General features: G+C 67.1%; 14 protein-coding genes. 5 read left to right on the top strand and 9 right to left on the bottom strand.

What is annotated here, in order from left to right; all coding sequences use genetic code 11:
• Positions 1 to 794, bottom strand: a 794-nt coding sequence (locus tag JDO7802_RS11825) for a zinc-dependent alcohol dehydrogenase (protein WP_055087226.1), incomplete at its 3' end; no start/stop codon positions are given.
• A 127-nt stretch (positions 795 to 921) separates the two neighbouring features.
• Here JDO7802_RS11825 and JDO7802_RS11820 point away from each other — a divergent pair.
• Positions 922 to 3462: a cation-translocating P-type ATPase gene (locus JDO7802_RS11820; RefSeq protein WP_187298132.1), complete on the top strand. Its 2541-nt coding sequence runs from the start codon at positions 922 to 924 to the stop codon at positions 3460 to 3462.
• On the opposite strand, the gene JDO7802_RS11815 is transcribed toward JDO7802_RS11820, so the two are convergent.
• The 3 genes from JDO7802_RS11815 to JDO7802_RS11805 are packed head-to-tail and all read right to left on the bottom strand — an operon-like array spanning position 3444 to position 6023.
• Positions 3444 to 4478, bottom strand: coding sequence for a sodium:calcium antiporter (locus JDO7802_RS11815; RefSeq protein ID WP_055085816.1), 1035 nt, complete (start codon positions 4476 to 4478; stop codon positions 3444 to 3446). The genes JDO7802_RS11820 and JDO7802_RS11815 overlap by 19 nt on opposite strands.
• Before the next feature lie 8 nt (positions 4479 to 4486).
• On the bottom strand, positions 4487 to 4840 hold the full coding sequence (locus JDO7802_RS11810) for a DUF3775 domain-containing protein (protein ID WP_055085814.1): 354 nt from the start codon (positions 4838 to 4840) through the stop codon (positions 4487 to 4489).
• A 4-nt stretch (positions 4841 to 4844) separates the two neighbouring features.
• Complete coding sequence (locus JDO7802_RS11805; RefSeq protein WP_055085812.1) at positions 4845 to 6023, bottom strand: bactofilin family protein; 1179 nt, start codon at positions 6021 to 6023, stop codon at positions 4845 to 4847.
• Positions 6024 to 6164: 141 nt separating this feature from the next.
• On the opposite strand from JDO7802_RS11805, the gene JDO7802_RS11800 reads away from it, so the two are divergent.
• Positions 6165 to 7001 carry a universal stress protein gene (locus JDO7802_RS11800; RefSeq protein WP_055085810.1) on the top strand — a complete coding sequence of 279 codons (837 nt, stop codon included), beginning with the start codon at positions 6165 to 6167 and terminating at the stop codon, positions 6999 to 7001.
• A gap of 2 nt (positions 7002 to 7003) precedes the next feature.
• On the opposite strand, the gene JDO7802_RS11795 is transcribed toward JDO7802_RS11800, so the two are convergent.
• Positions 7004 to 7678 (bottom strand): endonuclease/exonuclease/phosphatase family protein, encoded by a 675-nt coding sequence (locus JDO7802_RS11795; RefSeq protein ID WP_245624179.1) that lies wholly within the window; start codon positions 7676 to 7678, stop codon positions 7004 to 7006.
• A 60-nt stretch (positions 7679 to 7738) separates the two neighbouring features.
• On the opposite strand from JDO7802_RS11795, the gene JDO7802_RS11790 reads away from it, so the two are divergent.
• Entirely contained in the window at positions 7739 to 8335 is a 597-nt protein-coding gene (locus tag JDO7802_RS11790) for a DUF2238 domain-containing protein (RefSeq protein ID WP_055085808.1), read from the top strand.
• A 104-nt stretch (positions 8336 to 8439) separates the two neighbouring features.
• Positions 8440 to 8886 (top strand): DUF2267 domain-containing protein, encoded by a 447-nt coding sequence (locus tag JDO7802_RS11785; RefSeq protein WP_055085807.1) that lies wholly within the window; start codon positions 8440 to 8442, stop codon positions 8884 to 8886.
• Positions 8887 to 8906: 20 nt separating this feature from the next.
• On the opposite strand, the gene JDO7802_RS11780 is transcribed toward JDO7802_RS11785, so the two are convergent.
• The gene (locus JDO7802_RS11780; protein WP_083481137.1) at positions 8907 to 9560 is read right to left on the bottom strand and encodes a helix-turn-helix domain-containing protein; all 654 of its coding nucleotides are present in this window, start codon (positions 9558 to 9560) and stop codon (positions 8907 to 8909) included.
• Positions 9561 to 9733: 173 nt separating this feature from the next.
• Between JDO7802_RS11780 and JDO7802_RS11775 the strand changes: the two genes are divergently transcribed.
• On the top strand, positions 9734 to 10456 hold the full coding sequence (locus JDO7802_RS11775) for a response regulator (RefSeq protein WP_055085802.1): 723 nt from the start codon (positions 9734 to 9736) through the stop codon (positions 10454 to 10456).
• 4 nt (positions 10457 to 10460) lie between these two features.
• Here JDO7802_RS11775 and JDO7802_RS11770 read toward each other — a convergent pair whose 3' ends face one another.
• From JDO7802_RS11770 to JDO7802_RS11760, 3 genes are all read right to left on the bottom strand, one after another.
• On the bottom strand, positions 10461 to 11987 hold the full coding sequence (locus tag JDO7802_RS11770; protein ID WP_055085800.1) for an ATP-binding protein: 1527 nt from the start codon (positions 11985 to 11987) through the stop codon (positions 10461 to 10463).
• Between the two features lie 61 nt (positions 11988 to 12048).
• Positions 12049 to 13185 (bottom strand): site-2 protease family protein, encoded by a 1137-nt coding sequence (locus tag JDO7802_RS11765; RefSeq protein ID WP_055085798.1) that lies wholly within the window; start codon positions 13183 to 13185, stop codon positions 12049 to 12051.
• Positions 13175 to 13863 (bottom strand): VIT1/CCC1 transporter family protein (locus JDO7802_RS11760; RefSeq protein ID WP_083481136.1); only part of this gene is annotated, 689 nt, incomplete at its 5' end. The genes JDO7802_RS11760 and JDO7802_RS11765, both read right to left, overlap by 11 nt.

Raw genomic sequence — 13863 nt, 5'->3', positions numbered from 1 at the left:
CCGACCAGGGACAACGTTCCGTGCTTGCGCAGCATGCCGACCGCCTGTGCAAAGGCCGGGCGCGACGGCGCGGTGACCAGCGCACCGTGCACCCCGCCAAGGGTCGATGCGACTTCGGCCACCGGATCGGTCGTGGCGGCATTGATGACCGCATCGGCCCCAAGGTCGCGCGCAAGGGCCAACTTGTCGGGGGCCACGTCGATGGCGACGACGTGCATGCCCATGGCCTTGGCGTATTGCACCGCCATGTGGCCCAGCCCGCCGATCCCGACGATGGCGACCCATTGGCCGGGGCGCACCTCCGTCTCCTTGAGGCCCTTGTACACGGTCACACCGGCGCAAAGCACTGGCGATGCCGCCCCCCAGTCCATGGGGCCGGGAATGGTCCCGACGTAATTCGCGTCGGCGGCGACGTAGTCGGCATAGGCCCCGTCCACGGTATAGCCCGTCATCTGCTGGTCGTTGCACAGCGTTTCCCATCCGCCGACGCAATGCGCGCATCGCCCGCAGGCCGTGTGCAGCCAGGGCACGCCGACGCGGTCCCCTTCCTTCAGGTGGGTGACGCTCGCGCCCAAGCGCGCCACTTCGCCCACACCTTCGTGCCCCGGAATGAAGGGGGTGCCGGGCTGCACCGGCCAGTCGCCTTCGGCGGCGTGAAGGTCGGTGTGACAGACGCCCGAGGCGCGGACCCGCTTCAGGACCTGCCCCGGGCCGATCTGCGGCACCGGCACCTCCCTGATTTCGAGCGGCTTGCCCAGGTCGGTAACGACGGCGGCTTTCATGGTCTTTTCCATCGGAGACTCCTGTATCGGGGATGCCGTCTGTCTGGACAGGAAGGGGCCGCCGCGCGTTGACGCCGATCAATCTGCGCGGCGGCAAAGGATGGCACATCGGTCGCGCCCCCCGACCGGAGTCCGGCAGATGAAACCCCAGCCCGTCCCGCCCCAATCTTCCACCGGTCTGTCGGAGGCGGACGCGGCATCCCGTCTGTCGAGCGTTGGACCGAACCGCCTGCCCCACACGCCCGGTGCCCATCCGCTGCGCCTGCTGGCGCGGCAGTTCGTCAGCCCGCTGGTCATCCTGCTGATCGCGGCAGCCGGAGTGGCGATGGCGCTGGGCCAGCTGATCGACGCCGCGGCCGTCGCTGTGGTCGTCGTTTTGAACGGCCTTCTGGGCTTCGTTCAGGAATGGCGGGCGGAACGCACGTTGGAGGCCTTGCGCGATCTGATGGTGACGGAAACGACCGTCCGGCGGGACAATGTGGTGCGCCGCATCCCGACCGAGGATGTGGTGCCGGGCGATGTCGTGATCCTGACTGCCGGCGACCGCGTTCCGGCCGATCTGGTGGTTGCGACCGGGACGGACGTCACCTTGGACGAAAGCGTCCTGACCGGAGAGAGCCTGCCGGTGGCGCGGCGGGCGGGCGACACGCTGCACGCCTCCACCATTCTGGTCGCGGGTCGGGCCGAGGGCGTGGTGAAGGCGACCGGAGGCGCGACGGAATTCGGCCGCATCAGCGCAATGACCGCCGCCGTCGACCGCGGTCAGACGGCGCTGCAGCGCAGCCTTGGCGGTTTGGCAAAAGTCATCGCCCTCGTGGCGGTGGCGCTTGCCTTCGGGGTTCTTGGTTTCGGGGTCTGGGCCGGCAGACCTTTCAGCGAAATGGTGATGGTCGCCCTGTCGTTATCGGTCAGCATGGTGCCCGAAGGTCTGCCGGCGGTCGTCACCATCACGCTGGCCCTGGGGGCCGGTGCAATGGTGCGCCGTCACGCGCTGGTCCGCCGGTTGCAGGCGGTCGAGACGCTTGGGGCGGCGTCGGTCATCTGCACCGACAAGACGGGCACGCTGACGGAAAATGTGATGACTGCCGTCACGCTCTGGACGCCCGGGGGCGACTTTCGGATCAGCGGCACGGGTTATGCCCCAGAGGGTGCGATCACCGGGGACGGATCGGTGCCGGTCGCCGCGCTGCGCGTCGCGCGCCTGTGCAACGACGCCGCGCTGCGGCCCACGGACGACGGATGGGCGATGACGGGCGACCCGACCGAAGCGGCCCTGCTTTCGATGGCGCTGAAAGGAGAGGTCGACGACCCGGGTCTGCGCCTGGCCGAACGACCCTTCGACAGCGACCGCAAGATGATGTCGGTTCTGGCGCAGGGGTCAGACTGGCGTCTGCTGCTGGTCAAGGGCGCCCCGGAGGTGGTCATCGCGGCCAGCTCCGCGCTGGGCGACCCCGACGCGGCAATGACGCAGGAGCGGCGTCGGCAGGCAAACGCGGCCGCCGACGCAATGGCCGCGCGGGGCCTGCGGGTCATCGCCCTTGCCTCCCGCGTGGAGGACGGGGACGATTTGTCGGAGACAGACCTGACGCTGCATGGCCTGGCCGGTCTGATCGACCCCCCGCGCCCCGAAGTGCGCGCCGCCGTGGCACGCGCCGTCGCGGCGGGCGTCCAGCCCCTCATGATCACCGGGGACGGTGCGGTGACCGCCCGTGCCATCGCCGACGATCTGGGCATGTCGGGCGACATCATGACCGGCGCAGAGCTGGAGGATATGGACGACGCAGCCTTGGACGCCGCCCTGCGAAACGGGGCGCAGTTCGCCCGCGCGCGCCCGGCCCACAAGATGCGGATCGTCGACGCGCTGCAGCGGCAGGGGCGCATCGTCGCGATGACGGGCGACGGGGTGAACGATGCGCCCGCCCTGCGCCGGGCGGACATCGGGATCGCGATGGGCAGGCGCGGCACCGACGTTGCGCGCGAAGCGGCGGACGTCGTGCTTCTGGATGACAATTTCGCCACCATCGTCGCCGCCATCGCCGAAGGCCGACGGCAGTTTGCCAACGTGGCCAAATTCGTTCGCTACCTTCTGGCGTCGAACGCCGGGGAGGTCGTGGCGATCACCGGCGCGCTTGCGCTTGGCGGCGCGTTGATCTTCCTGCCGATCCAGATCCTTTGGATGAACCTGGTGACCGACGGCGTCACCGCCCTTGCCCTGGGTCTGGAAAAGGCGGAGCCCGATCAGATGCGCCGCGCGCCGCGCGACCCGGTGGCCCCGATCCTGGACCTGCGGGGCGTGATGCTTATCGTCGGTTTCGGCTGTTATACCGGCGGGGCCAGCCTGAGCGTGTTCTTCTGGCTGGTGTCCGTCGATGCGGATCTTGCGCGCAGTGCGGCTTTCACGGCGATGGTGGTCTTCGAGAAGGCGTCGGTCTTCGCCTTCCGCTCCCTTCGCACGTCCAACCGGCGGATTGGATGGCTGTCGAACCCGTGGCTCTGGGCGGCCCTGGCCGCGACGCTTGCGGCGCAATTGGCGGCGCTGCACCTGCCGATCCTTCAGACGGTGCTGCATACGGTTCCGCTGACCCGCGACATCTGGCTGGCGATCGGTGCCCTGGCCCTGCCGCTGATCGTGGTGCCCGAGGTGGTCAAGGAATGGCGTGCCTACCGAGCCGCGAAGTAAACCGCGAGGCTCAGGACATAGCAGGCCACAACCGCGACGGAATCGATGCCCAGACGACCGATCTGCGGTTTGCGCCGCGCCGTCAGACCGATCAGATAGATCAAGGTCACCAGGATGCCGAATACGATCGACAGCGGCGCAATCGCCTCCGCATCGCGCAGGATCGGAGCCGGACGGTAAAGGATGTCGGCCGGCAGCAGCAGGCCCATCATGATCAGGTTCGATCCGAAGACGTTGGATATCGCCAGGCCATGCGCGCCCAGCCGCACGGCAGCGATGGTGGTCGTCAGTTCCGGCAGGGATGTGACCGCCGCCAGGAGCGTGACGCCCAGAAGGCCGGTTCCGATGCCCAACCGCGCGGCCAGCGGTGGCGCGATGGCCATCAGCATCAGACCGAGGACCAGGATCACGACGGCGCAGACCGCGACCGTCGCGAACAGGCGTCGGGGCCGCAGGTCTTCGCGGATCTGCCGGTCGCGCGACGGCACGTCCGGCAGATCGACGGGAACCCAGTCGCCCGCCCGATCATACCGGCGCAGCCTGGCGATCCCCGCGCCGTAAGCCAGGCCTGCGACCAATGCCCCGATCCCGACCCAGCCGACCTGCGCCGGTTCCCCCGACAGGATGGCGATCAGGACAAGGGACAGCAGACCGATGAGGATCGCACATTCCAGCACGTGATTGGCGCGGCGCGGATACCGTGTGATCGCCCCCCGCGCCCAAAGGTCGGCGACCGCCAGGATCGTCGTCTGCAGCGCCACGCCCCCGAACAGATTGCCCAGGACCAGGTCGGGCTGGTTGCGCACCGCGCCTGCGAAGGTCGTGACGATCTCGGGGAGCGATGTCACCACCGACAGAAACAGCAGACCCACGAGCGACTTTGCCAGGCTGTATCGGTCGGCGATGCGATCGGCCGCCCGTGCCAAGGCCCCGCCCGCCACCCAGATACCGCCGGCCGCGACCGCAAAGCCGAGCCACAGCATCGCCAGCGGCCAGATGCCCGGCGACGGGATCATGCCCGCGCTCAGTACTCCCCATCCAGCAGCAGATGGGCGTGGCCGATCTCCTCCAGGCCGGCGGCGATCTGTTCGGACGCAAGGGGGTGGGCCAGCAAATAATCGAAGGTCGGGCCCACGTGGCGTTCGGCGGCCAACGCGACCGCTTCGGCCCAGTCCATTTCGTCGAAATCCTCCCGCCCGATCCACATCAGGGCAACCAATTCATGCTGCTGATCGCGGTTTAGCCCCTCGATTTCCGCGCGCAATTCGGCCCAACGCATATCGCCCACGGGGCTGTCGTTCTCGACCTCGATTTCGAGGTTGCGCAACTGCTCCAGCAGCGTGCGCAGGGCCTCCGGGGGGATGGTCACTTCCTGCATCGTCTCACTCCTCATCCGGTTGCATGATGCCGTTGTCGGGCCCGACCCGCGCCATCACCGCGCGCAGACCACCTTCGGTCATCGCGCCCACGCCCAGAAAGACGAGCGCGACATTCAGGATCCAGCCAAGGAAGGGGATGAAATTCAGGATCGCCGCGACTGTGATCGCCCCCGCAAGAACACCCAGTCGCGCTGGAATGGACGGCAAGTCCCCCAGACCCAGCGCACGCGCGATCCCCATCGCGACGACATAGGCCCCAAGCAGATATCCCAGCAGCCAGCCCAGGACGACGAAAAGGATCGCAAGCGGCACCAGCGGCAGCCCGACAACCGTCATCGCCGCAACCGGGATCGATCCGACCAAGGTCGCGAAGCCCAGCGCGCCGATCAGGACGGTGATACCGGGCCGGGCCAACGCCAGCCGCCGCATCGACGCGACCCGCTGCGGCATCAACGCCAGAAGCGTACCGCCGGTTATCAAAAGAAACGCAAGGCCCAGCAGGAAACCGCCCCCGATCGCCGCGGCGGATGGCGGGTCGGGCACACCCTCCCACGCCAACTCGTCGTAGTCGCGCCAGCCAACGCCGTCGACGTATTCATAGCTGACGCGCCCCGCCGGGGCGACGTCTGCCGGCACGACGACGTCTTGCGGCAGCGCGAGTGTCAGGCGTCCTTCCACCCGCGCATCGGGGCCGAAGGTCAGCGTTTCAGCCACGACCCGAAGGTCGCCGCCGACCACACCCTCCAGCCGGGCATCACCCGCGACCAGCAGCAGAGAGCCCTCTACCACGCCACGCTGCGTGGCCGTCGCGGCGAACAGCCGGGCGTTGCCTTCGACCACTGCGTCATCATCCAGCGTGACGATGAAGCCGGTCAGCGTCGCGTCGCCGCCGGCGCGACCGTCCAGACGGACGCGCGCACCCGCTGCCGTCAGGTCGCCCCCGGTCGCGGCTTCGACATCGACGTCGAAGGCGGCGGCCAGAAGGTCGTCGCCCACATCGCCGCGCAGGACGATCCGGGCCCCCGATATCAGAACGTCGCGGGCGGCCGCCGTCGTCTCTTCCAGTTGGCCGCCGGTCACCAGGCGGTCGCCCCCGAATTCGACGTCCCGCCGCTCCGCCCCGACGGGACCCGTCCCGATCAACAGGGCGAGGGATAGGACAATGGCATGTCGTGCGGTCATGGCTTTCATCCTTCGTCGTGTCCTTAGTCGCTGGGTCGGGTTCGGATGTGCCCGACGCAGACCGCCCGCGCCTTGACCGGCGTCAATGGCAGGCGATGCGGCCCGAGGTAGGTCGTGGCGATACCAAGACAGGAGATCACCATGACCATCCGAACCATTCTGACCTGCCTTCTGAACGAGTCGTCGGCGTCGCTTCTGTCCGAAGCCTCGGCCACGCTGGCGCGCAAGTTCGACGCCCATCTGATCGGCCAGCACACCTTTGAAGCGATCGTCGTCTATCCGGGCATCGCGGTGCACATGACCGCACCGGCCTATGCCAGCTTCAACGCGGCGCAGGCCGAACAGGCAGAGGCCATCGAGAAGGTGTTCCGGACCGTCACCGACCGGATCGGGGTCAAGGCCGAATGGCGTGCCGTCGATACGGGCACGGCGCTTGCGTCCGACAGGATGATCGAGAGCGCGCGGACCGCGGACATGGTGGTGATGACCCGCCCTGATCGCGATTACGACCGCCCCGATCAGCGGTTCGCCCTGGATCAGGTGGTACGCGACGGTGGGCGGCCCGTCCTTCTGGTGCCCGAAACCGGATTGGGCGAGACGATCGGCAGCCACGCGGTCATCGCGCACGCCGGGACCCGCGAATCCGCACGCGCGGCGTTCGACCTTCTGCCGCTATTGGAGCCGGGGGCCACGGTGCGCATCGTGCATGTCGGGGATGGTAAGGACGAGTTGCGCGACAGCGCCATGACCGAGCTGAGCAAATCCATCGCGCGCCATGGCTTCGACGTGACGATGTCGCATCGGTCGCGACACGGAAAATCCGTGGCCGACACCCTGCTGGCTGCGGCGCGGGAATTCGGGGCCGATGTCATCGCGGCGGGGGCTTATGGCCATTCCAGGACCTACGCCTTTTTTCTGGGAGCCACGACCGGATCGCTGATCCGAGAGACTGACATTCCGGTGCTGTTTTCGGCGTGACCCTATCCGGGCAGCATCACATCGGCCCAGATCGGCAGGTGGTCGGACGCGCGCCGGGCCTCTGCCGATTGCAGGACGCCACCCCCCGCAAGGCCGATGCCTTTGGGAACTGCGATGCGGTCAAGACTGGCGACGGGGCGCGCGGCATGGAACGATCGGCCCGGCGCATGGATGTCGAAATCGCGGGCCAGCGGCTCCAACCCGGCGGCGGGGTGCCATTCGTTGAAATCCCCGGCGATCATCACCGGCAAAGCCAATCCGTCAAGCCGGTCCATCAGATGCACAAGCTGCGCGCGGCGATGACGGCGCAGGAGGCCTAGATGAACGGCGGCAACGACAAGCGGACGCCCCCGCACCTCCAGCCCGGTCAGAAGCGCGCCGCGCGGCTCGAACCCCGGAAGGTCGATCCCTTCGGACCACAGGTGGCGGACGTCGGGCCCCAGCAAAAGGGCGTTGCCATGCCAGCCAAGTCCACCAGCCCCGCCGACGGGCGCGACCCGCCACCCGGCACCCGCGATCAGGTCGGTCGGCAGGGCGGCGGGCCGCAGGCCAAGGCGCTTGTCGGCCTCCTGCAGGGCGATGACGTCGGCCCCGATGCCGCCGGCGACGCGCAGGGTCCGGGCGGGGTCGCGCCGCCAGTCCAATCCGACGGCCTTCCGGATGTTGTAGCTGGCCAATCGGATCAGGCCGGCCTTCTGAACCCGCGGCTGCGGCGACGGGTCATCGTCGGGGTGTGGATGGCCTTCGCCCTCGTGGCGCTGGCCGCGATGCTGCTCTCCCATCCGACGCTGGCCGCGGTCTCGCTGCTGTCGCTGGGTCTGTCGATCGCGCCGGTCGTCCTGTCGCACCGGGTCCAGATCGTCCTGCCGCTGCCATTCGTCGTGGCCCTGGCATGCTTTCTGGTCGCGTCCCTTCTGCTGGGGGAGGCGTTCGACGTCTACGAGCGGATCTGGTGGTGGGATCTGGCGCTTCACGGTGTCTCCGCGCTGGGACTTGGCATGGCGGGCTTCCTTTTCGTGCTGATGATGTTCGAGGGCGACCGCTTCGCCGCCCCGCTGTGGGCGATGGCCCTGATCGCGGTCTGTGTTGCCGTCACCCTTGGCGTGACCTGGGAGATATTCGAGTTCGTCGTCGACAGGACATTCGACACAAATATGCAGGTGTCCAGCTTGACCGACACGATGGAGGACCTCATCGCGGACATGGCCGGCGCGGTCGTCGGCGCGGGGATCGGCGCGCTTTATCTTCGGGGACACCGCCTTGGGCTTGCAACCCGTTTGCTGGAACAATTCGTCAGGCTCAACGCGCGCCTGTTTCGCAAGCGCGGGCGTTGACGACCCGACCATCACGCGCCACCCCCGGCGCGGCATTGACCGCCATCAATGACCCCGCTTCGACGTGACGGCAGGATTGTCTTGACCCAAGACGGAGCAAGACGATGTCGGCACAGGATCTCGAAGTCCTCGATCATACACTTCAACTGACCCACGAATGGATCAATGAATTGCGCGACCGCCTCGACTGGTCCTCCAGCCGGGAAACGCTGCGCCTGCTGCGCGTGGTGCTGGCAGAGGTGCGCGACCGCATTCCCCACACCGAAATCGCGCAACTGTCGGCGCAGATGCCCCTGCTGGTCCGGGGGATGTTCTTCGAGGGCTGGCAACCGGCCAAGACGCCGACCGGCGACCGCGACGCGGCCCATTTCGAGGATGCGGTGAACGCAAGGTTGGGCCGGGTCGACGATTACCGTGGGCGCGAGGATATCGCCGCGGTCTTCGCAACCTTGGCCAACCGCATATCCGACGGGGAATTGCGTCAGGTGCGCCACGCCCTGCCCCGGTCGATCCGGGCGTTCTGGCCCGCGGAAACGGTTTGGGACGACTGAACGCGCAGCACATGATTCCATCACTCTCCGGCAGCCACGTCGGTAAGGGCCGCGCAGTCCAGAACGACAAGACGATGCGGCCCGTCCAGCGCGATGATGCCCGCCTGCCGCAGCTCGGTCATCATCCGGCTGACCGTCTCGATCGACATGCACAGATAATCGGCGATGTCGGCGCGCGGCATCATCAGGTCGACTGTCATCCGTCCCGCGCGCACGGCCGCATGACGGTCGACGAGAAGGGCGAGAAACGACGCGAGTTTGCCGCGCGCACCTTTGCGGGCCATCAGAAGCAGGTGGTCCTGCAAGCCGTGAATTTCACGCAACGCCGCACCTTGCAGCATCCGGTGGACGTCCGGGTCCGTGTTCGGGTCCGACAAAAGGCCCGCCCGGTGGGCAAGTACGGTGACGGGGCCAAGCGCCTCGCAGTCGGAATGATGCAATCCGTCGTCGGGAAAGCCGACGATGTCGCCGGGATGCGAAAAGGCGACGACCTGGCGGCGACCGGTTTCGAGAAGCCGGGTCAGACGCACCGCGCCGGTCACGATCTGGAACACGAAAGGGGCCGGGTCGGTTTCCCGGAACAGCGCGGCACCGGCGGCGAAGTTGCGAACGGGTTGCAGCCGACCGGTTTTTGCCGGGGTTGAGAGACTTGATAGAGGTCGTAGAGCAGTCATTTCGATATCTCCCGTGGATCGGGGTCAATCTGACGGCGTTTTGTATCGGACGGTGGTGGGCCGATGTATCGCTTTGTCGCAAATTGTCGCCGGCGCGGACGCCCCTCATAGGCTCGTCAATCCGGTGGAAATTTCGTAAGGCGGGCGGGACTGCACCCCCGGAGGATACGCGCGTGGCGAACGGAACGATCCTTGTCATCGACGATGATCCAAAGGTGCGTGCCCTGTTGAGCCGCACGCTGGAAATCGATGGGTTCAAAGTCGTGGAGGCGGCGGATCGGGCATCCGCGCTTCGGGCTCTGACCCAGCACACGCCCGATCTGGTGACGCTGGATCTGAATCTTGGCGGCGAAGACGGGCTCGACCTGGCTCGCGAAATCCGGCGCGATCTGACGGTGCCGATCATCATGATTACCGGCAAGGGTGACGTCATCGACCGGATCGTGGGCCTGGAACTGGGGGCCGACGATTACATCGCCAAACCCTTCCACGTGCGCGAGGTGCTGGCCCGCGTGCGCGCCCTGCTGCGCCGGTCGGCAAAGCCCCAGGCCCCGACGCAGGCCGGGGTGACCCTGATGCTGGACGGCCTTCACCTCGATCTCGATCGCATGGTCGTGCGCGGGCGCGACGGTGCCGATTGCGAATTGACGACGGCGGACATCAAGCTGCTGCGGGCTTTCGTCGACAACCCGGTCCGTGCCCTGTCGCGCGACAGGTTGATGGATCTTGCGAACGGAACCGACTGGACGCCGACCGACCGCACGATCGACAATCAGGTCGCGCGCCTGCGCAAGAAGATCGAGCGGGACCCGACCCATCCCGATCTGATCCGGACGGTGCGCGGGGTCGGATACATGCTGACCCAACGGGCGGAGCCGTCAAAGCGCCACGCCTGACAGATTACGGCGCGGTTTTTAGAATGTCGCGCATCGCCCGGGCAAGATCCGCCTGCCGATACGGTTTGCGCAAAAGCGGGGGATGGCCGTCGATCCCTTCGAGGTTGGCCATGCCGCCCGAAAACCCGGACGTCAGAAGAACCGGCAGACCCGGCCGGTCGGCGACAATGCGGCGGGCCAGATCCTCGCCCGTCATGTCACCGGGCATGACCAGATCGCTGAAGACGAGGGCGATGTCCGTCCGCCCCGACAGCACGGCCCAGGCCTCGTCGGCCGTCTCCGCGCCCGTCACCTCGAACCCGAGGGCCGCGATCCGGTCCAGCGTCAGGCGGCGCACCAGGGGATCGTCTTCGACCACCAGAACCAGCCGTCCGTTGCCGAAGGGCTTTGACGGGGTCGCCACGGGCGCGGTAAGGGCCACGCTGCCGTGATCTCTGGGAAAATACATCGAGACGGCCGTGCCTTTGCCCACCTCGCTATAGAGCGTCAGGTGCCCGCCCGACTGCCGCACGTAGCCATAAACCATCGACAGGCCCAGCCCCGTGCCCTTGCCCGGCGGCTTGGTCGTGAAGAACGGCTCCAACGCGCGCAGACGCTGATCTGCGGTCATGCCCTTGCCGGTATCGCTGACCGACAGGCGGACATAGCGCCCTGGCAGGATGCCCGTGTCCTGCGCGACGTAATCGTCATCGACCTCGATATTCTCGACCTCCAGGCGCAGGCGACCGCCATCGGGCATCGCGTCCTGCGCGTTCAAGGCCAGATTGATGATCGCGGTCTGAAGCTGGACGGGGTCCAGCTTCACCTTCCAGGGGGTGCCGTGGGTCCGATGTTCCACGTCGCAATTGGCGCTCAGCGTTCGGCGCAGCAGGCGCAGCGTATCCTCGATCGTATCATCCAGATCCAGCGACACCGGCTTGAGCTCTCCCTTGCGGGCGAATAGCAACAGGCGCGACGTCAGATCGGCCCCCATCTGTGCGGCGGACAGGGCATCGGTAATCAGCGCATCCTCGCGCGGGGTCGTCTCGCCCATTTCCAGCAGTTCCAGATTGCCGACGATGATCGTCAGCAGATTGTTGAAATCATGGGCCACACCACCCGTCATGCGACCGATCGCATCCATTCGTTGGGACCGGTTCAGCGCCTCTTCGGCGGCGCGGCGGCGCGATTGGTCGTGCATGATGCCGACGAAGATCGTCTCTTGGTCAAGCTTGGCCTCACCGATGCTTACGTGCAGTGGAAAGGTCGTGCCGTCCGCGCGTTGCCCGATCAGATCGCGACCGATGCCGATGATGTTCGATACGCCAGTCTCAAGATAGGTCCGCACGAACCCTTGGTGACGCTCGGCCATATCGCGCGGCATCAGAATGTCGAGGGGCAGTCCCGTCAGGCTGCCGTCCGGATGGCGGAACAGCGCCTCGGCCGCGCGGTTGATGCGCAGGATGCGCCCCCCCGCGTCCGCCACCACGATCGCATCGACCGAGGCGTCCATGAGGGCGTTCAGCAACGCCGTATCCCGTGTCTGTTCCATGATCCGCCCGTGATCGGTCGCGGGCAGTCTGCCAGATCGGCCCCACGCTCGCCAGCCCGGCTCATCCGTCTTGAGGGGCCAGATCGCGCGCCGTGCGCACCCGTGCCAGAAGATCGGACAGGGTCACCACGCCGATAAGACGCCCCCCGCGCACGACGGGAAACTTGCGCCGCCCCTCGCGGATCATCCGCTCGAACAACGGCAGGGCACCGGCCTCGGGTCCTATCAGATCGGTATCCTCAAAGGGGTGGAACACGTCGTTAACGCGCGTGGACGACCACAGGTCGCGGTCGATTGCCCGCATCGTGGCCAGATCAATTTCGCCGACCGGGCGTTCATTCTCGACGACAGGCACATAGGACAGGCCATGTCGCAGCATCGCGCGGTCGGCGACATCCTGAAGACTTGTCTTCGGGTGTGTGACGACGGGATCGCGGCGCATGACCTGCGCGACGGACAGGGCGGACAGGACATCGACCACGTCCGTTCGTGCCCGCGCCGATTGCCCCGCCGCCAGGATGAACAGGGCGATCAGGATCGGCCAGAACGCGATCGGCCCGGCCCCGCCCAGAAACTGCGCAACCGCCAGTGCGATCATCGCAATCGCGATCCACTTACCGACGCCGACCGCCTGACGTGTCGCACGCGACAAATCACCCGACCGCCCCCAAAAATAGGATCGCAGGACCCGCCCCCCGTCGAGCGGGAAAGCGGGGAGCATGTTGAAGACGGCCAGGACGATGTTCGCCACCGCAAGATAGCCGAGGATCGCCGAGATCACTGCGCCCGTGCCGACCGGTGCCGGCAGCAACGACGCGACGAAGGCGATGGCTGCGATCGCAAGACTGGCCAATGGCCCGGCCAGCGCCACGCGCGCCTCGACCGCCGGCGTCGGTGGCTCGGCTTGTAGTTCTGCCACGCCCCCGAACACGAATAGCGTGATCGACCGCACCCTAAGGCCGTAGGCCCGCGCGACCAGCGCGTGCGACAGCTCGTGCAGGATAAGGGACGCGAACAGCCCCAGCATCGCGGCAATCGCCGTCAGGATCAGGGCGACAGGTCCGGTACCGGGCAGCAGGTCGGGAAAGACACCCACCGCAAGCGACCAGGTCAGCAGCGCCGCGATGAAGAACCAGCTGGCGTCGACCTGCAGGTCGATTCCCGCCAGCCGCCCGATCTGCCAAGACCTACCCCACATCGAACAGCCACCAGACCAGATAGGCGATGATCGCGGCGGTGCCGCCGATGGCCAGCGTCTCCCCGGCGGACACCCACCAGCGCGACAGGGACCACCGGCTTTTGATCGCGCCGATCGCCGCGAACGTGAGGGATGTCAGGATCGCCGAAACCGTGAATGCCTGCTCGATGGGAAAGATAAACGGCACCAAGGGGACGAAACCGGCCGCGATGAACGCCACGAACGTGACGCCCGCCGCGCGCAACGGGGCCGGGTCGACCGGGTTGAGACCGTATTCCTCGACCAGCATGGTCTCGATCCAGGCGGTCCGGTCGGCGGAAATGGCGACGACCGCAGCCTCCAGCCCTGCGCCGGTCAGACCCTTGGCGGCAAGGATCTGGCGCAGCTCCTCCAACTCCCCTGCGGGGTATTGTTCAATGTGAATTTCTTCGCGGGCCCACAGCCGGGCGCGGTCGTCGCGGTCGGCCTTGGTGCCCGAATAATTGCCCGCCGCCATGGAAAACCCGTCGGCCAGCACGTTCGCGATGCCCAGCGCCAGGATCACGCCCACCGGCAGACCCGCCCCGGCCACGCCCGCCACGATGGCGAATGTCGTGACCGCCCCGTCAATCCCGCCGTAGACCGCATCGCGCAAATGCCCCGGTCCGCGCGGCAGGGCCAGGCGTTCTGCAATTTCCT

Origin of the sequence: Jannaschia donghaensis (genome assembly GCF_001403795.1) — a bacterium.
Classification (GTDB): domain Bacteria; phylum Pseudomonadota; class Alphaproteobacteria; order Rhodobacterales; family Rhodobacteraceae; genus Jannaschia; species Jannaschia donghaensis.
This window is presented reverse-complemented; position numbering and strand designations above follow the sequence as displayed.